Source organism: Bradyrhizobium sp. CB1015, assembly GCF_025200925.1.
Lineage (GTDB): Bacteria > Pseudomonadota > Alphaproteobacteria > Rhizobiales > Xanthobacteraceae > Bradyrhizobium.
This window is the reverse complement of record NZ_CP104174.1, coordinates 1,782,894-1,802,220: the sequence shown is the minus strand read 5'-3', so window position 1 is coordinate 1,802,220 and position 19,327 is coordinate 1,782,894. Positions and strand designations below refer to the sequence as shown.

Genomic DNA, 19,327 nt, shown 5'->3' with positions numbered 1-19,327 from the left:
ATTCGACTACTCATGGCAGGAGGCTGCAGGCCGCTCGTACGGCGGGACCAGGTTCCGGCACTCGAATTCAGCGCGTCGACATATGGAAGGCTCTGCCGAAAAGAAGCGTCGTTTGCCTGACGAACATATCGTCATTTGGTCGAGCAGGCGGCCCGCCTGTATCGCGATGACGCGGCGGAATGTGTGGTTTCCGCCTCCTCACCGCTCATAAACCAATGCCATCGTTTGTCGCCCAGGCTCGCCCTCAATCTCAGTCTCAGCGTCGTGAGGCGTGCGCCGAAATGCTTTCTTACTTGGTCGCGCCCTCGATGATCCACGCTTCGACCCGAGCTGGCGCGACCGAATATGACCAACACTCGCACCTGCAACGCGCGGTGTGAGGCGTCTACTCGTAAGTTCCATCCAGAATAGACGAGGCTGATCAGAGGAGCAGCCGGTGATTTTCTAGTAGAGTTGAAAGAAAGCAGGCATTGGCCCCAGCGCATTCAACCCTATCCGAGCGGCGATCGAGACACGCACTTCCCACCTATTGCGGATTACAGAGAGGGATTGATACAGCCTTAGTATAAGACCCCTTAATGCGCTAAATATACGCGGCACCGAAGACAAGTTACTTTTGGACCCATCGCGCCCTCCGCCGCTAGGCGTTGTATATGCCTCCTGAACAAGCTCCTTGGCACGCGAGCTGCGAAGAGAGGTGGTCGCCCTTGCGTCGACACGGGCCGCGATGGCGGCGCTATTTTCTTCAATTGATGTAATCCTTGCTGCAACTGTCGTATAGATGTCCAATTTAGTGGTGTAACTTTCGGGAGCGAGGATGATGGCCAACGCGCTCGAGATCTATAAGGCTCATCCGGTACCATCGCGGCTCGGCATGAGAGCGGCACAATATGTACGCATGTCGACACAAAGGCAGCAATACTCGATTCAGAATCAGGCTGCTGTGATTGCGGCATACGCGCACGCCCATAGCCTGACCATTGTACGAACCTATCGCGACGAGGGAGAGAGCGGCCTGCTCATCAAGAACAGGGCCGGCCTTATACAGCTGATCAAGGATGTCCAAACAGGAGAAGCGGATTTCGGTCATATTCTGGTCTATGACGTAAGCCGGTGGGGCCGCTTTCAGGACGTCGATGAGAGCGCGTATTACGAATTTGTATGCAAACAGGCAGGCATTAACATCGTGTATTGTGCTGAGCAGTTTGACAATGACGGCAGCGTGCTCTCCAGCATCATCAAAAACATCAAGCGCGTAATGGCAGCCGAGTACAGTCGTGAGCTTTCGGCAAAGGTTCACGCTGCGCAGTGCCGGTTCGCCCGACTTGGCTTCAAGCTCGGCGGTCGCCCTGGCTATGCTCTCTTGCGAGAACTTGTCGATCAGAGCCAGCGATCGCGAGGCGTGCTGAAGAATGGTGACCAAAAGTACCTCATGACTGACCACGTCCGAGTGCGACCCGGCATTCCCGAGGAAGTCGCCGTGGTGAAGTGGATCTTCGAGCGCTTTCTGCAGGTAAAGTCCGAAGCGACTATCGCCCGGGAGCTAAACCGGCGGCCCATACTCACGAGCACGGGAGTTCGGTGGACGCGCGCAGCGGTTAACACGGTGCTTAGAAACGAGAACTACATTGGGAACCTGACCTTCAACCGCCGATCACGTAAGTTGCGGCAGCACTGCACCTACAATCCTCCCGAGCTTTGGATCACCAGCGAGAGATGTATCGAGCCGATCATCGAACGCGAAGTCTTCCTGAAAGTAAACAAGATCATTGAGGAACGGCGTGTCGATCTAACTGAAGAGGAGATGCTTGCCCGTCTACGCAAAACGCTACTCAAGGAAGGACGCCTGAGCTCTGCCATCATTGCCAGCACGGTCGGCCTTCCCTGCGCTTCCACCTATCAAACTCACTTCGGCAGCATGATGAACGTGTATCGGTTAATCGGCTACACTCCCAAGCGAAACTATGCATTTCTTGAGTCGCGCCCGCGCTGGGCGGAGGAAGAGGCCAAGCTCGGCTCTCACATCGCCATGGCCATCAGGAAAGCTGGTTGCCGCATCACCTCTAGCAACAGGACCGATTACTTGCGCGTGCGTGGATCGGTCAACATCTCAATTCGATCAGCCCTCTGCTGCGGAAGGCAAAATCGAGCAATGTACTGGTCGATCAAACGCAGGGCACGCCTGCCTCAGGGCTGGATTGCCGCCATCAGGCTGTCTGAGCATAACGAGTCAGTGCTCGATTACGTACTGCTGTCGGTCGACGGGAAAGTAAAACGAACCATAAACTTTTCTGAGAGGGCTCGCGTTCGCCGTGGAATCGCTCGCTTCGATACCCCTGACGCTTTGGTTCGAGCTATCGCCAAGCTAGTGACACGAAAAGACCGTTCTGCGCCAGCATCACATGAGAAGCGATCGAGACCAAAGCAGCTCAACACCAAGAACGCCGGCGCGCGCCGCTGATCAGACGCAGGCACAAAACCCCGCAAAGCAGTGCTTCATAATCTTTTGAATCTTGTCCAGATTTCACGCGCCTTCACTCCTGCCGCGGTTCGCTGTTTCGGAGCATGCCGTTCGCTTCTCCGACCATCTTTGCCAAACTACTTTTCGGCAAGCGGGTGCTAGGCGGCCCAGGGAACTTGTGGTCTGGTCAAGTTCGCCAGCCGTCAGCCGAAAGCGGGAGCAGAAGCGACGGCAACGGTAGAGCGAGCGCATCTGTTGCCGGCTGGCGCGGAGCGCCAACTTGTTTCAAGAAGCGCCGCTTACTTCTGACGGCCTTCGGATATCTCTCCAGAACATGCCGACCGCGATTGTCAGAATCCTCGACCGTCAGAACATCGTCAGCGGCGGTGGCGGACGACTGCCCGATGGATATTCCTCCGACGATCGGACGCGTGGCGCATCCGGATCGCGGTGGCTGGGACGTCGCATGGCCAAATCTCACAATCAATTGGCTTGATCTCGGAAGCATATGCCATTCCTTATCGATGAGTGGCGTAACGGTTGCCAGTTCTCGAATTGACATAAGTTCCGCCACGGTGTGATGAGCCGGATCCGCCCAAATAGCTGCCCCCATGACCGGTAGTGTGATGTCCGCCTCCGTAGCTGACGCGCCCTCCATGCCCCCGCGCGCGTCTGCTTGCCTGATCGCGCCGAGCAGCAACAGACCGGCAACTATTGCAATCAACCTCATTTTCGCCCGCCCCTTGGAATGCGGACGCGTATGCAAGCGCATCCAGTGCGAGATAATAACTTCTGATATGGGCAAAATATGCAGCTTTACATCGGGAACAGCTAGAGCGGAGTCGTTTTCCGGCGAGTAAGGCTCGCGCAGTCGTCCGCGAAACTTCTCGACCTCCAAATGGAGCCGGTGACCTCGTCTGAATGTCAAGCCGATCGAGCAGAAATACCGCAGATGAAGGCCCTCTACGCTGGTTATCCTCATGGCCACGATGCTAACGTAGGCCTGCTACTTACTTGGGGCCAACATTGCCATTGCAGGAAATTTCCCCCCAGTCGACTGCTGCAGCCGATCGGGATCTAATCTTCGTAGTGATCGAGCGTCATCGCGAGCTGTTGGCGCATTACGATGCGGCCCTGTCCGTATCGGCGAAGCTCGATTCGGGGCCCGAGTTTGATGCCGCCGACGAAATTAGCTGTCAAAGGAACCATGCTCTCGCGGAGCATGGGAACGTGCTCATCCGTTCAACGCCAACCACGATCGCGGGCGTGATTGCTCTGACGCGTTACGTCGGCAGCCTACGAGAGTGGGACCTTCCCGACGATGACGCGTGGTATCGGACTTTCTTGGAAGGGCTGGCAGACGCGATCGATGGAATCGCCATGGCGCAGCGGCTTGGGCAAGATGGCGATTAAAATGGCGCTCGCTTTCATCTTCCGCGGCATACTTTTCTGGGTGGCAATCGCTGCGCTTCTCTATTTCATGTGGAAGTTGCCCTTCTGAAGTCTGACGATTGGGGGCTCGCCCGAGCCAGCATCGAGGCAATGAGGAGGGGCGGCTCTTGAACCACGGTACTCGCCGGATCCCTGGAAGATGGATGCGATTTCAGTTTCCTGGCCTTGCCCGAAGCTGATCCGTCTTAGAATCGTCGACCACGAACGCCTTTGCCAGCGCAGCGCGGCAGGCGCGCCTGCTCTACTGCTGCAGAAGGGCATCGCTTGAGAAGGATCAAGAGAACTGGCGAGCAAGTGAGGTAGCTTTGGGCCCAGTGTGCCAAGGGGGCCGTGCCCATAGCCTCACGAAAAGCTGCACGGTCGTTCCGCTATCAGCGCTTAAGTGCGCGAGAAAGCATCCGTTTCCTGGAAATTGGGATACTTCCGGACATTGCGGAACAAACGACCGCACGAGCCGCTGTAGACCAGCCCTACCGCCGCCGGTGCCACGACGTTCCGCGCCATGGCGGCGGCTCGGTCTATTGTCCAGGAGACAGAGACGCTGGGCAAGCCGCCGGCGAAGTGAACTTAGCAATCCGCAATCGCGCATTGCCCAATCGGACCGCTCTGGCGATCTTTACTGGCGCAGAGGCTTGCGAGACGCCATCCTGCTCCCAGCAAGCCACAAGCCGAACATATGGTGCCGACAGGGAATTTACATCGCGGTCCACGCCCATGGGCCGATTGAATTCTTCGAGAGTCTGAATCGCCTGCTTCAGATCGTGACGCGGCTGACGAATCTCCATGAGACGTGACGTGCGATGCCGTGGGCGGTCAGCGATGCTCCCGCGGATTTCGTCGCGATCACATTGTGGAAGGCAAGCGCAAGATGAGCCACCCCCCGTGCCTGATCGCATTCTTCTCCACCGGTCTAGCGGCGAGCAAACTGGCACAGGACCAGGAAATTGCAGCTTTTATCCTACTTCAGGACCGAGACGATAATGTGCATAACTGCCGCCAAGAGCGCCGCTCGACAGAGAGCGATCTTACATCTGCAACTCTCACAGGCTCCAACGGCAATTAGGGAGATTAACTCGGGCCGTCAACTAACTCGCGAGTCTGCCAATGGAACAGTCAGCTTGAGCTTACTAAAGGATGTGGAGAGTTGTCGGTATTCTGACAGAGGCCCAAATCCCATGTCAGGTCGAGTACAGTGGGCATAGTACGCGAACTCTCAAAAAGCCCATTCGGCGTTGTGGCTTGCCCAGCGTCGCCTGGCATGGCCATTGCCTAAAACAAATCTATCAAGAAACAGAACCATAAAGCAGCAAATGCTCACGCTTCACTCGCATCTCACCCTTGAGGAACGGTCAGCTGATTCACAATGCGGACATACCCGCTATGACCATCCGAGGCATGTAGACCAGCAAATACTCTCGAACACGTTGATATGGCACGATGGCGTTCGATGACTCGCGGCAAAGACCACGACTCGTTCAGCGCCTACTGTCGAGGACATGCTGGTCTTTCGATTGGCACGATGCTTGCTGAAGATCATTCGCTCCAAGGGGGTGGGGGAGACCTGCCAGGGCCTGGAAAAGCGAGATCAGCGCAATGACTTTGATCGGTGGCGTCATTCCGAGCGCGGATATTGTGAAACGTGCAGCGCGCATCGGTGCCGAAGTCAAAAATATCAAGCTATCAGGCGATCTACCGGATCACGCGATAGCTGCGATCAACAGCTTATTGCTAGAGCACAAGGTGATCTTCTTCCGCAATCAAGGACATCTCAATGACGCCGAGCAGGAGCGCTTTTCCGCTCGTCTGGGAAAGCTAGTGCCACATCCGATACTCGGCGCTACCAAGGGGGCGTCGCTCCTCGAACTGGACTCCACTCGCGGTGGCGGTCGCGCCGACGTTTGGCATGCGGATGGGACCTTTGCCGACGCCTATCCCAAGATCTTGGTCCTGCGGGCCGTGGTAATGCCAACGTTCGGAGGCGACACCGTGTGGTCTAACACAGCTGCCGCTTATCTTGGTTTGCCGTCGCCACTACAACGGCTCGCCGAGGGCCTATGGGCCGTTCACAGCAACGTTTTCGATTACGCTGGGATCGCGCGTCTCCGCGAGGTCGACAAGAAGCACTTTGACGAGGTGTTCACCAAAGCGGTTTTTGAGACGGAGCATCCCGTCGTACGCGTCCACCCCGAAACAGGCGAGCGGACGCTAGTGCTCGGCGCCTTGGTGAAGCAGTTTGTTGATGTCCCCAAATACGACGGACAAAAGCTGTTCGACCTGTTTCAGTCTCACATCACCGCGCCCGAAAACACTGTGCGCTGGAACTGGTTAGAGGGGGATATTGCGATATGGGATAACCGCGCAACGCAGCATTACGCGGTCAACGATTACGGGGACCAGCATCGCGTCGTACGTCGGGCCACGATCGAGGGTGAGGTGCCCGTCAGCGTCGATGGCCGGAGCAGTGTAACGCGCCTGAAGGTGACCGAATGACTGCGCGACGACGCCCAGCGCTCTCGCGTCTGAAAATCGAGAAAATCTGGCAATCGGAGTTGTTTAGGGTAAACGCGAAAACACACTTTCCGACCCGATATCTCAGCTCTTAAGGCCAACTCGGCAGCGCCTAGCTTGATGCGTGCAAACTATTTAGCGTCGACCGACGGCTTCGAGGAAACTGGAGCATCACTGTCCTTCGCCAGCGGCTTCACGTTTCAGCTTAGAAAATCCTCGATCAGTGGCCATAAAGCGCGCCAACATGGGGGCGATGAGTTTAGTCGGATCGACCACTTGACCACCCTGACGCGTAAGCGCTTCTGCATATGCAATGAGATCACGATGCACCGCCGCAGGCAGCTCCGCACTTACTTTGACCGGCTTGTCGTCCGGAAGCTCTCCTATTTTGAGTTTTGGCATTTTGTTACCCTCTATTTACCGAACGTTTCAAAAAGTCTTTCGGTTTCGGAACGACGGTGCGCAGGAATGCTCTTTAGAAGGAATTCCATCATGCTGGTGTTGTCGCGCTTTTCGCCAGCTGTGTCCCATAAGATGGCTCCCTTGTCGCCCTCGCTAAGGTATGCGCCGCTCGAATATGGACTGCCGCAGTGATGCTTAAGAAGCCCGTTAAAATGCTGCAGGTACTCCCGCGGTTCAGGGTACAGCCACCTCAACAAAGGACACATCGTGAATGCGGTTGTTAGGATCGCAAGGACTCTCGAGTGGTCCTGAAGATCGATAGTCTTGATCGATGGTGCATCCCCATCGCCGGATTGCATAGTGCCTCCTTGCGCTGCCAGTGCCGAACTGTGGCCCTACCGATCTAGCGCTTTGAATGCACCGACCGCGTGGCCAAAAAACCTGCGGTAGCAAAAGCCAGGCCAAAGAATTGTGCGGCTCGTCTTGCTTCTTGGAGTGGAATGTCGTCTTCGCGACAGGACGGGACGCGGTTGATGTCGGGGAGCTAGCGGTTGCGAAAGCGCTAGCCCGAGCTGGCTGATGCGCAACAGCCACCCGAAGGTAAATATCCGCACAACGTTGAGTGAGATGGTTCACTCTTCCGACGCTCGGCATTTACCCCGGGAGGCTTTCAACGATCCTTCGCTGTCCTGCCGCCCCGGAGCCCCGCGAACTGCCGGTGAGGTGCGGGAGCCGCGCCGCGGGATGATCCTGTTGAGCTGGGCGGATCGCTGGCCGGGCAGAAAAGCCCCCGAAGCCGGCGATCCCTACGAATCTCTCCGAGCCTTCGCGGCCACAGGAACGCTCGGCCCATACCGTGTCAAAAATCTTACGGCAGGCGATTCCCGAAGACGTGAAGCCACCTCGCGGGCGATTGCAGAGGGCGCTTAGCGATTCCACCGGACGTTGGTATGGAATTCGCTGCCTCCGCTCGCATCGCCGCAAGCAATTGCGCCATCGCCACTGATGCCTACGCAAACGCGCGCGATCGCAGTGCTCTGCATCAATTAAAGCGTAAGGTTTCTAACATGAAGGCGCTCGTCAAGGCTAAGTCTGAGCCCGGACTCTGTCTACGCGACGAACCCGTGCCCATGATCGGACCGACTAATCTCTTGATCAGGGTCAAGAAGACCGGGATTTGCGGTACGGATATTCATATTTTCCGCTGGGACGAGTGGGCTCGTAAAACGGTGCCTGTGCCCATGGTGGTGGGCCACGAGTTCGCGGGCGAAAGAGTTGATCTCGGCTCGGCCGTTCAAGGCCTTGCATGCGGCCAGCGTGTGACGGGAGAAAGCCATGTAATCGCAATGCACGGTCTGGCCTAGGCCACCCGGACCGCATTTCTGAAGGCACGTAAATTGCTGGATAACGAGCAGGAGCTGGCGCAAAGAACGCAGGCCGCAGCGACTATCTCAATTCTAATGAGGCTGATCCGATTTATCTTGTTCCACTTGACTTTGATGCTGCTTGCACCTGAACTTTCAGACGCAACGAGTGCTGCCGCTGGCGCAAGTCCTTCGAGCGTCAAAGCTGTGGCGACATTCAAGCAGAATGGTCCCCGAGAGGTGCCACCAAGCTTCAGGAATGGCGGCCCCTACGACAGCTAAACGACGCTAGCCGCACCCGGTCAACCGGCGGACAACTTCCGGCCGGTCAAGCTGCCTGGCAATTCCGCGGGGCTGGAACCCAGCCTTATATGTATGATCCGCACGCCCCAACGCCCGACAGTCAATATCCTCGATGGCGCTGAGAGGCTTAACGCCCCCTTGTGACGTACGGGATGTGCAATCCTGCCGCCCCGCGTTTTAATCTCCTAGCTGCAGAGACGCCGCGCTCAAGCAATACAGCTATCCTCGGCGGGGTTCTGATTGTCGCCTTTCTGACTGTTCTTGTCGTTATTTTTGTAGAAGTAAACGGCCCAGGTGCGGGCACGTGAGGGAGCAGAGCTGGGTTATATCGCAGTCGCCGTTCAGCTGATCTCCCGCAACTGTTCGCTGGTTTCGATTCAGCGTTCACGCAAGGGACTCACGGGAATTTGTCCGTCCTCCAGGGTGCGGCAAGACCACACTCCTACGCTGCATTACCCGGATGCAGCGTCTGACGAGTGGAGTCTGCTGGGTCGACGGCGAGATTAGGCAGGATGAGACGATGTTTCAGCCGCACTCATCTACGTCCGATCGCGGGTGTATTTCAGCGGCCGATTTTTTCTCATTTGTCTATTAAAGCGTACTCTCCTGTAGAGCCCGTCAAAACCGAAGACGGCACTGATTGACATTGACGGTGTGGTCGAACCGCTAGTCTTGTGGCACTGCCTGACGGTGGGCCCGTCACATCTTTCTGGGGCGGAGCAATGTAGCGCGCTGTTGATCCCAGCTCGGCTACTTTTAGTGGCGACCCGCTCATTTGGATTCAACTGCACCGCCAAGAGCAAGCTCTGCCATGTTTTTAAGACTTGGCTAGCTTGGTACGATTTTCCTCAAGCTCGACGGCACCCATCAGGACAGCCGCGGAGACGTCGCTCAAGGCGATCAATCAGAAGGACAGGGGCGAGACGACCCTTCAACTCACCGGAGAGATCGCGTTCTACGACGGTCCGGTCCTAGCGCGCGTGCGTCACTCACGCTGCTTGATCGCAAATCGGCTATCCAGCGAAGGTGGCCTCACCGGGGGCCCTCACCGGAGGAGTACTTTCTTACGGCCTTCCCTAAAGTTCTTTGGCCTTTCGCGTGATGCGCTCACCCGTTCGAAGCCGATAAAGGCAAGATCATTGTTGCAGCCTTTGTACGCGCGCATCCCAAGATATGCAGGGGCGGTTCTGCGCGATACCCTCATGCGGCGCTTGAGGGACAATCCTTTACGCTTCGCGAAATAGACTGCGCAGCATTTCTCGCTCTCATGAATCCAGGACCAAAAGTGATTGGCCCCTCTTCGCCGGCAGGGAATTCAGAGCGCCGCGCGGGGCGCGTCCTGCTCTTCGGCTTCGCCCCACTGGACAAATATTCCCCTTTTGCCTTCCTTCTTGAAAAAATCGAGCACATCTTACCTGCGTCGCACCGAAGCAATCGCAATTGCGGCCACAGAGCAGTTGGCAGCAGATCTCATCAGCTCCCCACGGTTCTTAACGAGAGACGCGCCCTTCACATGGCTGCGAGAGGAATGAGGCATAGAACTGTCAACACAAGCTAGATGATCTCGAAGTATCTCCGACGTTCAAAGTCGGTCACTCGATTTTGAACGGCGTCCCATTCCCAACGGCGCGAGCAAGAAAATGCTTCAACAAACCTTTCGCCGAAAACCTCGTTCGCTGCTGCTGACTGTGCAAAACGAGAAGTTGCCTCTGATAGGCCTTGAGGTAGTCTCGCAGTCATTTCCACGCTTGCATCGCCGGCGATCGACGCGGGTAGTGCCACACCTGTCTCGACTCCCAATATTCCGGAACCAATGGCACATGCGAGCGCAAGATAGGGGTTCACGTCTGCGCCAGCCAGCCGATATTCCAGACGATGGACGGATGGCTCTCCCGAGATAGCGCGAACCGCGCAGGAGCGGTTGTCAACTCCCCAGCTTGGACAGATTGGTGCCCAGCAGCCAGGCACAAACCTCTTGTAGCTATTGAAGTTCGGCGCAGCGAGCACACAAAACTCGTTCATGTAGTTTAATTGTCCGGCGATGAATTGCCTCATAAGCTTTGAGAAGTTGCCGACCGCATTGCTGTCGTGAAACGCATTCTGACCATCCGAGGACATCGAAATGTGAATATGGCCGGACTGGCCCGGCCAATCCTCGGAAACCTTGGCCATAAATGTAGCCATCATGCCTCGCCTTTGCGCCCAGGCCTTTATCATCGATTTGAATATGGTTGCTCGATCGGCCGCTTCCAACGCATCACAATGACGAAGTGACGCTTCGACCACGCCCGGTCCGGTTTCGAAGTGCAGTCCGCTGAGAGGTATTCTAGCTTTCTCACAAAGCGCCAAGATCTCATCGAACAGCTCATGTTGAGCAACGGAGCGCATAATCGAGTAGCCGAACGGGCCCCGTGTTAAAGGAACCCATTCGCTGAACGGCTTATCCTCAATTGTATCGGCGTTCTCCTTGAACAACATGAATTCAAACTCGAACCCGACAGCGCATCTGTATCCGAGGTCAGCAGCCCTTCTCAGGACTTTACGCAGAACACCCCGCGGGCAGATGTTCTCATGTGCGCCTGTGAACTCGGCAAGGTAGAGATATTGATTGCCGACGTCAGACACCGAACGGCCGGTGGCAGACAGAATACGCAGATCAGCATCCCCAAATGCTGATAACGGCTGCTGCGTGAAACTGATCGGAATGACCCGATCCGAACAATCCCACGCCAGCACTGCTTCAGAGAACTTGATGACTTTGTCTTGACCAGAGAGATCTTCACCTAAGAGGTGTTTGCCTCGCAGCACACCGTCGAAGTCGCTTACGCCGATCATCGCCGCGCGGGCTGGATTCGCTCCGGTCAAGGTTGCTTCAGTTGCCATCACTGGCTATCCCGCGCCACCAATTCGAACACCTGATCCATTCGCATTGCTCGCAACTTGTGATAGTCATCATTAAGCTGATTCATGTCGCTATTCACGAGATAGACGATGCCTGGTGTCGACGCCAAATCGATGGTCGGAACCAGCTCTTCACCCATTGGAACGAATGCGATGGCATCCGCAAAGCTCGGGAGTTTGCGGATTGCTTGGAGTCCCGGGTAGCCGGCAACGACGCCGCCCCTGTCGGAGATCAGGGAGACACAGAGTGCGTGCGCGTTCCGCTTGTACGGCCCGCGCATCCTCATGTACTCACCAAAGCCCTCGGGATCTGCGTAGCGCCAAGCGGTCAGTGTGATATGGTTATGCCCCAACGCCATCGTTCGTGCTTTTGCCGACATAGTCCCTTGAAGCCTCGCCCCGAAGTCCACCAGAACGGGCCCCCGATGATCGACAATAATCTCGGCATGAGCCGGTCCCTCGAGGATCTGAAGTGCCTGCAACGCACGTTTCAGGTAGTCGGAGAGCTCCTGAACGATTGGTTCGCTGCCGTCCAACAATCTCTCGAGTGAGCAGACCGATGATGCCCCCTCGATAGGAACGGTGTCATAGGTCCAGGCCTCCGTAACGAAGGCATCTCCGTGGATCGAGATGGCGTTTACTGTGTATTGTTGACCGTTTATTTTTTCCTGTCCGAGAGCAAAACGATTCAATGCTCCGACACGGTTCGTCTTCCCGACAATCGCGCTTAGAGCACGCTGAATATCGGAATCTGTCGAGCAAAAGAATACATCCTCGGTGCCCGTACTATTCAGAGGTTTGATCACGATCTCGTCGAAGTTCGCTTCGCGCCTCCAGCTTGCGATCTCTACAGCATTGTCCGACACGACTTGTCTGATCGATCGCACACCGGCATAGGTCAGCGCGCAAGACAATCGCGCTTTGTCACGCCGAGCAGCCGATAGAGCGGTCCCGTTTGAAGGTAAGCCCAGCCGCTCTGACAACGAATCGGCGAGTTCAACTCCAGACTCGCAGCCGGCGATAACGAACTCGACTTCTCTGCCATGGAGCGCCTGAAGATGATATTCAACGATGTCATCATACTCCATGCGCTCGCCGGGGCGAATGACCTCATCGTACAGATCCTCATTGAAATGCGCTTGGAATATAGGTGGAATCTGTGCGGCCGACATCACATGCACGGTCCCAATTCCATAGCGCTTGAATTCTTCGGGAAGGTAGCGACCCGTAGAGTATGCGTCCACGACTACACATTTACGTTCTTTCATGCGGATCTCCGATACTGCAAGTAGATGTTGCTGACAGCGATAGCCGTAATGAGGACATTTCCAACGAACGTATGTGACGAAGGCACGATGCGAGAATCGAAGTACTGGAACAGGAAGGTGACGATGGGGGCGGTGGACAGGACCATGTTGACGGTGAAGGGCTCTACGCGGCGAATGCCCTCCTGAATCAACAGCAAAGGCAAAACGATCGTCGACAGCCCAATTGCTGCGATCGCAAACCAATGCTGCGAGATCTCGGGCACGATAGATGAATGATCGACCAGCCCCAGCAGCAAGAGAATGGTTCCATAAAAGCGATGCGCCAGGACCTGTCGGCCGGAAAACCCACGGTCGAACAGCACCTTGACAAGTATATTTGTGAGGGCGAGCGATAGGCCGGCCACGATGGCCAAGACGATGCCAAAGGACGATCGGGCCCCCCACTCCACGCCCGCATTGCCGCTGGCCGAGATCCAAATCATGTAAGTCCCGATCGTCGCAATCGCGGCGCTCACGACAATATCGGATGTTGGCGGGGCGCCCCTGCGCCTGATCAGGGCGTTTAACCACACTGTTGCGGCGGGCCCCAACGCCACCATGAAAGCGACCACGATCGCAGGTTCAGCGTATTTCAGTCCTATAAATAGTCCGATCCAGCTGATCGCCGTCACGACGTTGAGTGCAACGAAGACCAGGAGCGACCATTTTCCGGCTCTTGCTTCGCCTCCCTCGTGGCGCGCCAAGAAGTTGAACGTCAGACAAACCACAGCGAACGACAGCAGGAGCGCCACGAACACATCGGCTTGCTGAAAATACGATGCCGCATAAACCTCGCCTGCCGCGCTCAGAACGACATAAAGCGCCACAAAGAACACTCCTAGAGCGAAGCCGCTCGTCAATCGTCCACCCTTTTTGTGCCCGCGAAGCCGGGCGGAGCTCTCGGAAGCCCAGGCGCGCGCGTCGGTTTCGGAGGACGGCCCTTTCGGCTCGCGCGAGCCACGTTTCGTTTGCAACATCACGATCTGCCTCTAGCCCTTCTTAGTTCGGCAGTACCCAACACACGCCTCTCCAAATGCTTTGAACAGTTGCTTGCTGAGGAGGTCGGTTGAGACGTGCCATTCGGGGTGCCATTGCACACCGATTTGCAGCGTCGGAGCGCCAATCACTGAAGCTGCCTCGACCAGACCGTCAGGCGCCCACGCCTCGCTCCTCAGCGCTGGGGCAAGCGCCTCGATGCCTTGATTGTGCAGCGAGTTGACTTGCGTTTCGATCATCCGCGCGATTGGAAAGAGTGCGCCATCGGATGATATCCTGACGGGGTGCGCGGCATCGTATTGACGGTCCCTGGGACGATCTGGCTTCTCGGCATGCATGGCGCCGCTTTCTCGGCTCCACTCCGCAAGCGATGGGCGGAGTGTTCCGCCGAAATAGACGTTGAGTTCCTGAAGCCCACGGCAGATACCCAGAATAGGCATTCCGAGGGCGATGGCGCTCTCTATGGCCACGGCAGAGAGCCTGTCCCGGGGACGGTCAAGGATCCCAGGCTCAACATCCTGCCGATCAGGATCCGCAAAGGACGCGGGCGCTGACAGGACTGCGGGGTCCACGTTCGATTCATCGCCTGTCAAGACCAGGCCGTCGAGCCGGCGCATGATGGCCGGGGCGACTTCGTCCCCGGCATCTTCCGCGTCGACGGTCGGCAATACGACGCAAGCCACTCCCGCATGCCGATGGAGTGCCTGCACGTACTTGCGCCGTAACCAGTCGCGATGCACACCATCGACCAGAAGACGGTTCGAAGTGACGCCGACAACGGCTTGGGTGGGCTCGGGCTGTTGCAACCTCACGCCACCTTGCCTCGCGTGCGAACACCGGCAACGGACTGCTCATACAGCCGTCGATTTCGCTCTTTCAACTGAGTTATGACGCTAGGCTGACCTTGAGGTCCCTTGACAAAGAGCCCGCCCCAGGTGGCGGCGACCTTCGCGTAGTTCGGATCCTGCATTCGGATTTTCTGAGCCTTGCGCAACAGCCAAAACGGGATGCCGGGTGAAAGGTGATGCTCAAGGTGGTACTCATCCAGATTCTGTCCCAGGATGGCTCGTTCGAGGAAGCTTCCTTTCCGATTCCTGGTGAGATAGACGTTCTGCGTCTCTGTTTCGCACATGGGTGAGTGCTCAGCGAGTTCGATAAACCAGCCGAGGACCTGAAACGTGGTGAGATAGGGCACGATCCAAAACAGGACGACGATATGGAGCAGACCAAGAGCATATGACCCGGCCAGGATGCTGAACCAGAACAGATAGAAGCCATACCTGTCGACAAGTATGCCTGAGCGGCTCTGATCTTCGGTCTCTTCGATCGAAAATCGATTAGTCCAAAGATACTTCAGATACGCTACTGTCGCGCCGCCGAAGATCGGCTTCCAAATGATGTTGAAAGCGTATCTCTCTGGAGGCTGCACATCGTAGACGCCGCTGGCCAGGAAAAACTTCAGGTCGGGATCCTTGTCCGGGTCGCCGAGATAGGGATGATGCAAGTAGACATGTGAGATCCGGTAGGCCCAGTGGCGTTGGAACAAGGGATAGGAAGCGAACAGAATGCCCAGGACATAATTCCAGGTCGTATTCTTCGCGAGCGTGCGGTGAGCCGCATCGTGAGCGATGGTTGTCAATCCGCGTTGATAGGCACCGATCAGGAGAACGGCCAGCGGGTAGAACCACCACGAGACAGACACGGTCGCAAGCGTGCACGCTGTGATGACAGCGTAATCTTTCGCAATGTAGGCAGCCCCCGTGATGTTGTCCGGCCTTAGCTCCGAAAGCTGCTTATTGATCTCCCGACTGAATTGAACGGCCTCATAGCGTGATGACCTCAGTTTCCAAGCGTCTGCCTGATTCATGAGAGCCTCTTCCTGATCGCCTTGCAGGTTGTCAGATTGCGGAAAGCGCCTTGTCCAGATCGCGCAAGATGTCGTTAACATCTTCGATGCCGACACAAAGCCGGATTGAGCCCCCAAATATGCCGGCGGCTTCGCGCTTTTCCCGCGGGACAGTGGTGTGGGTCGTCGAGACAGGATGAGTCACGAGCGTGCGGGCATCTCCCACATTGGAAACGTGATACATCAAGTCAACGTTCTGGATGAACTTGCGCCCGGCCATTTCGTCTTCCACTTCGAACATGACCATCGCCCCATGTCCGTATGCGGTGTTGAGTGTCTGATCGACGACTTCCCGATCAGCGCCCTCAAAGAGCCCCGGGTAGAAGACGCGACGCACTTTAGGATGCTCCTTTAGAACGCCGGCGACGATCCTGGCATTCGCGCAGTGCTGCTTCATGCGAAGCGGCAGCGTTTCAAGCCCTTGGATCAGTTGAAAGCTCGCAAACGGGGCGATGGCTGCACCCGTATCACGCAACCAGGTCATGCGAGCCTTGAGGAGAAACTCGCTCTTTCCTAGATCATCGACATCGCGCACAGCGTTGTGCCAGACAATTCCGCCATGCGCTTCGTCGGGACCGTTGAACAAGGGAAAGCGGGAGGCTCCCCGATAGCTAAATTTGCCGCTGTCAACGATTAGTCCGCCGAGCGTCGTGCCATGACCGGATATATATTTTGTTGCAGAGTACGTCGTAACTGCAGCGCCCAGGTCTGACGGCCGACATACCAGCGGCGTCGTCGTATTGTCTACGACCAGAGGCACGCCGTACCTTCGGCCGATTTCCGCCAGCTGTTTGACGGGGAGCGGAATCAGACAGGGGTTCGAAATTACCTCTCCGAACAGGCAAATCGTGCGATCATCAATGGCCCGTTCGAACGTCTCAGGCCTCCGGGGATCCGCTGTCCTCACGCTGATTCCCAAACGCTTTAAGGTGTTGTGGAGCAGGTTCCAGGTATTGCCATATAGATACGGAGAGGCAACGATATTGTCCCCTACTTGGCCACTTGAAAGGTTGATGATCGCAAGGAACGTCGCCGCTTGACCTGACGCAACGGCGAGCGAGTCGCTGCCCATGTCGACGGCCGCGTAGCGCTTCTCCAGCGCGCGGGTCGTCGGATTGATAATCCTCGTGTAGGTGAACCCATCCGCCTTGACGTTGTAGACGTCAGCGATGTGATTTAGATCGCCATCGAGTTCATAAGCTGTATTCTGGTAAATCGGCACTGCGACGGCTTTTGTCACCGGGTCGCGTCGATAGCCCGCATGCAGAACAGCAGTCTCGGCGGAAAGCCGCAGCTGCCGCTCCCCAGCTGCTTGAGCCGGCATCTTTACGCGCGCCCCATATGCCTCTTGGCCCGACGCCGGCCTTGCTGACCGAGCCGGACCGGAGCGGAAATATGTACGAAAGGCGCATCCCAATTTCTCAATCCAGCTGGATTGGATTTCCCCAATGCAACCGACCCGAAAGCTCCGCGTCGCAAGATGCAGCTTCGAGTAGACGTAAAGATTGTGGGCCGCCAAGTGGCGATACAGCCCATCGAACCCTGGCTGGTCCACTATTCCGGGCGGCGCACTGAACGCAACACAGACCGGTGACTGCAACTCGGGGGACAACAGCGGAGCCACTATCCCTTCGAGTTCCTTGATGAGGTCGTCTCTGACCTTCTCGTACCTGAAGCGCCTGGCATCGATGCCTTCCTCGTGCAGAATCTTCAAAGCCATTGCCGTTGCCTGAACGACGTGGGTTGGAGGGGTCGACCGCCACTCACCCGTGCGCTCGAGCGAGCGCCATTGATCTCTCACATCGAGCACAAACGATCTCGGTTCTTGAGTCGCATTCTCCAGTAGCTCGCGCGAGGCGGTGACAAACGCTACTCCCGGCGGCCCTTCTATGCACTTGTTGCTCGATGTGACCAGTACGTCAGGTCCACGCTGGCTCAGATCGATATTGAGGGCGCCGAAGGAACTCATCGCATCGATGATGGTCTTTACGCCACGTCGCCTCGCCACCTCCACGATCTCGTGCAGCGGATTGACGATTCCGGTTGTCGTCTCACAATGCACGAAACACAGGTGCGTAACGCCGGGATTTCGGCTCAGATACTCGCCGATCTCTTCCGGATCCAACGGATCGGTCGCGCGCTTGACAAGCTTCAGTGCTTCGACACCCCACAACCGCAAAATTTGTAGAATGCGCTCGCCATAGATGCCGTTTACGCAAACGAGCGGCCTGTGGGCTCGGGACACAAATGAAGAGAGGGCCGCCTCCATTGCAAAGGAGCCACCTCCTTGAATAGGCACCACCGAATATTCCTCAGCGTTTCCCAGCAAGTCGAGCATCAGCCGCCTCATGCAGGCGGTCACCTCCTTGAACTCGTCATCGCGAGACGCTAGATCAAGCTGCATCTGGCTCCTGACCGCCAGCGATAACGATAATGGACCAGGCGTCAGCAAAGACCGCTGTCTTGTCAAACCATTCCTCCTAACATTGTATTGGTCGATGACCTGGAGTACGCACACCAGGGAGCGCCGTGGCGCGCGTCCCATTCCTCATCAACAGCTTCGAATGAAGCGACATGTATCGCGGACGCGTTTCGCGTCGGCGCGCCCGAAAAGGCTGTCGGATGACAACCTCCATATCTCATCGCGGATGCGAGAGCGATGTTTCACAAAGCTCCTCATTGACGCCCTTCAGACCTCCCAAATAGCCTTTGGCACTAAGCAGTCGGCGCAACTGGCGCCGACGTACGCTCTCCTCCACTGTCACGTATGTGCAAGCTTGAGCGCGGTCGCCCTCTTGCAGCCATGAAGCGCCAATCGGCCGTCGATTTATGTGTGAGCCTGTCCGGTCAGGCACGCTTTACGCTAGCAAGGCGATGCAGCCAGGAGTCGACGTGCCCGGATTATCAATGCCTGACACACTCGATGATCGTGGTTCGCAGCGGGAGTCTAATGCGTTGCTTTGGACTTGATACATTTGCACTCCGTCGCTAGTTGGAGGATCTGGGACGCTGATGACTGTCCATTTCGGAGATCGTACAACTTGACGTTACGGGCGGTTCAACCCTCTCCGGGCATTTTCTCACGTAAATTTTTCTGACGTACTCCCATTTGGCGGCGACAAGCTGACGTAAGCAGCAGAAGACAGAGGATTCACATCGCGGTTGAATCGTAAGCGGTGTTTTCCTCCCACCTGAGATCAGATCGGGAATGGTCGGCTCGGGATTACACTTTTCATCACCAACGTCGAATTGAGGCGCAAACGTGTGGCAGGGCGAGAAGGCTGTCGTCGTACAGTCTTTGGAATGTAGCTAGGTCCTTGCTGACGACGTGAAGCATGTAATCAGGCTCACCGAAGAGTCGCTGGGCTTGGACTATCTCGGCACCCCGAGCAGCGCCTTCTCGAACGCCAACACGTTTTCTCTGCTCCCCTCGCGAAGAGTCGCATAAACAATAGCCGCAAACCCAAGGCCCAGCTTCGATGGCTCTACGGAGGCTCTGTAATCCGTTATCACTCCGGCTTCTTCCAGCGCTCTCAACCGACGATGGCATGGCGAAAGGCTTAAACCGACGCGCTCCGCTAAGTCGGCAGCAGAAATGCGGCCTTCGCGCTGAAGAATAGCAAGTATCTTGCGGTCAATTGCGTCCATGCGAGAGAATATGCCTCATATCGCTCGTTCATTGCAATAAATTGGGAGCACATTTCGCCAGCGACGCCGTAAAAATCCG

General features: G+C 56.5%; 15 protein-coding genes and 1 pseudogene. 5 read left to right on the top strand and 11 right to left on the bottom strand.

Features of this window, described 5'->3' with window-relative positions; all coding sequences use genetic code 11:
- Positions 1 to 820 precede the first annotated feature (820 nt).
- Positions 821 to 2,461, top strand: coding sequence for a recombinase family protein (locus tag N2604_RS08035; RefSeq protein ID WP_158671996.1), 1,641 nt, complete (start codon positions 821 to 823; stop codon positions 2,459 to 2,461).
- Positions 2,462 to 2,648: 187 nt separating this feature from the next.
- On the opposite strand, the gene N2604_RS08030 is transcribed toward N2604_RS08035, so the two are convergent.
- Positions 2,649 to 3,359, bottom strand: coding sequence for a hypothetical protein (locus N2604_RS08030; protein WP_124163894.1), 711 nt, complete (start codon positions 3,357 to 3,359; stop codon positions 2,649 to 2,651).
- A gap of 128 nt (positions 3,360 to 3,487) precedes the next feature.
- On the opposite strand from N2604_RS08030, the gene N2604_RS08025 reads away from it, so the two are divergent.
- Positions 3,488 to 3,874, top strand: coding sequence for a hypothetical protein (locus N2604_RS08025; protein WP_124163893.1), 387 nt, complete (start codon positions 3,488 to 3,490; stop codon positions 3,872 to 3,874).
- Between the two features lie 1,623 nt (positions 3,875 to 5,497).
- Entirely contained in the window at positions 5,498 to 6,403 is a 906-nt protein-coding gene (locus N2604_RS08020; RefSeq protein ID WP_124163892.1) for a TauD/TfdA family dioxygenase, read from the top strand.
- Positions 6,404 to 6,592: 189 nt separating this feature from the next.
- On the opposite strand, the gene N2604_RS08015 is transcribed toward N2604_RS08020, so the two are convergent.
- Complete coding sequence (locus N2604_RS08015) at positions 6,593 to 6,823, bottom strand: DUF2274 domain-containing protein (protein ID WP_036030461.1); 231 nt, start codon at positions 6,821 to 6,823, stop codon at positions 6,593 to 6,595.
- An 11-nt stretch (positions 6,824 to 6,834) separates the two neighbouring features.
- Entirely contained in the window at positions 6,835 to 7,182 is a 348-nt protein-coding gene (locus N2604_RS08010) for a hypothetical protein (protein WP_124163891.1), read from the bottom strand.
- Between the two features lie 708 nt (positions 7,183 to 7,890).
- Between N2604_RS08010 and N2604_RS08005 the strand changes: the two are divergent.
- Both N2604_RS08005 and N2604_RS39695 read left to right on the top strand, forming a co-directional pair.
- Positions 7,891 to 8,175: pseudogene (locus N2604_RS08005) on the top strand (alcohol dehydrogenase catalytic domain-containing protein); the annotation flags it as partial.
- 766 nt (positions 8,176 to 8,941) lie between these two features.
- Complete coding sequence (locus tag N2604_RS39695; RefSeq protein WP_409241724.1) at positions 8,942 to 9,085, top strand: hypothetical protein; 144 nt, start codon at positions 8,942 to 8,944, stop codon at positions 9,083 to 9,085.
- Between the two features lie 959 nt (positions 9,086 to 10,044).
- Here N2604_RS39695 and N2604_RS08000 read toward each other — a convergent pair.
- The 8 genes from N2604_RS08000 to N2604_RS39395 all read right to left on the bottom strand — a co-directional run bounded on the left by N2604_RS08000 (position 10,045) and on the right by N2604_RS39395 (position 19,248).
- Positions 10,045 to 11,373, bottom strand: a complete 1,329-nt coding sequence (locus N2604_RS08000; RefSeq protein WP_124163815.1) for a glutamine synthetase family protein — start codon at positions 11,371 to 11,373, stop codon at positions 10,045 to 10,047.
- Positions 11,373 to 12,659 (bottom strand): ATP-grasp domain-containing protein, encoded by a 1,287-nt coding sequence (locus N2604_RS07995; protein ID WP_124163816.1) that lies wholly within the window; start codon positions 12,657 to 12,659, stop codon positions 11,373 to 11,375. The genes N2604_RS08000 and N2604_RS07995 overlap by 1 nt, the downstream gene beginning before the upstream one ends.
- Positions 12,656 to 13,675 carry a DMT family transporter gene (locus N2604_RS07990; protein WP_245454679.1) on the bottom strand — a complete coding sequence of 340 codons (1,020 nt, stop codon included), beginning with the start codon at positions 13,673 to 13,675 and terminating at the stop codon, positions 12,656 to 12,658. The genes N2604_RS07995 and N2604_RS07990 overlap by 4 nt, the downstream gene beginning before the upstream one ends.
- Before the next feature lie 12 nt (positions 13,676 to 13,687).
- Positions 13,688 to 14,506 (bottom strand): gamma-glutamyl-gamma-aminobutyrate hydrolase family protein, encoded by an 819-nt coding sequence (locus N2604_RS07985; protein WP_124163817.1) that lies wholly within the window; start codon positions 14,504 to 14,506, stop codon positions 13,688 to 13,690.
- Positions 14,503 to 15,561 carry a dhydrorhizobitoxine desaturase gene (gene rtxC / locus N2604_RS07980; RefSeq protein WP_124163818.1) on the bottom strand — a complete coding sequence of 353 codons (1,059 nt, stop codon included), beginning with the start codon at positions 15,559 to 15,561 and terminating at the stop codon, positions 14,503 to 14,505. The genes N2604_RS07985 and rtxC overlap by 4 nt, the downstream gene beginning before the upstream one ends.
- Positions 15,562 to 15,592: 31 nt before the next feature.
- Positions 15,593 to 18,004 (bottom strand): 2-aminoethylphosphonate--pyruvate transaminase, encoded by a 2,412-nt coding sequence (locus tag N2604_RS07975; protein ID WP_245454680.1) that lies wholly within the window; start codon positions 18,002 to 18,004, stop codon positions 15,593 to 15,595.
- 831 nt (positions 18,005 to 18,835) lie between these two features.
- Positions 18,836 to 18,937 (bottom strand): hypothetical protein, encoded by a 102-nt coding sequence (locus N2604_RS39690; RefSeq protein WP_409241687.1) that lies wholly within the window; start codon positions 18,935 to 18,937, stop codon positions 18,836 to 18,838.
- A 35-nt stretch (positions 18,938 to 18,972) separates the two neighbouring features.
- Positions 18,973 to 19,248 carry an Lrp/AsnC family transcriptional regulator gene (locus N2604_RS39395; protein ID WP_245333203.1) on the bottom strand — a complete coding sequence of 92 codons (276 nt, stop codon included), beginning with the start codon at positions 19,246 to 19,248 and terminating at the stop codon, positions 18,973 to 18,975.
- Positions 19,249 to 19,327: the final 79 nt, after the last annotated feature.

Excerpts from the sequence above, each read along its gene's own strand:
- N2604_RS08035 (WP_158671996.1), top strand. The coding sequence starts at position 821 with ATGGCCAACGCGCTCGAGATCTATAAGGCTCATCCGGTACCATCGCGG.
- N2604_RS08015 (WP_036030461.1), bottom strand. The coding sequence starts at position 6,823 with ATGCCAAAACTCAAAATAGGAGAGCTTCCGGACGACAAGCCGGTCAAA.
- N2604_RS08010 (WP_124163891.1), bottom strand. The coding sequence starts at position 7,182 with ATGCAATCCGGCGATGGGGATGCACCATCGATCAAGACTATCGATCTT.
- N2604_RS08000 (WP_124163815.1), bottom strand. The coding sequence starts at position 11,373 with ATGGCAACTGAAGCAACCTTGACCGGAGCGAATCCAGCCCGCGCGGCG.
- N2604_RS07995 (WP_124163816.1), bottom strand. The coding sequence starts at position 12,659 with ATGAAAGAACGTAAATGTGTAGTCGTGGACGCATACTCTACGGGTCGC.
- N2604_RS07990 (WP_245454679.1), bottom strand. The coding sequence starts at position 13,675 with ATGTTGCAAACGAAACGTGGCTCGCGCGAGCCGAAAGGGCCGTCCTCC.
- rtxC (WP_124163818.1), bottom strand. The coding sequence starts at position 15,561 with ATGAATCAGGCAGACGCTTGGAAACTGAGGTCATCACGCTATGAGGCC.
- N2604_RS07975 (WP_245454680.1), bottom strand. The coding sequence starts at position 18,004 with ATGCAGCTTGATCTAGCGTCTCGCGATGACGAGTTCAAGGAGGTGACC.
- N2604_RS39690 (WP_409241687.1), bottom strand. The coding sequence starts at position 18,937 with ATGCTTCACGTCGTCAGCAAGGACCTAGCTACATTCCAAAGACTGTAC.
- N2604_RS39395 (WP_245333203.1), bottom strand. The coding sequence starts at position 19,248 with ATGGACGCAATTGACCGCAAGATACTTGCTATTCTTCAGCGCGAAGGC.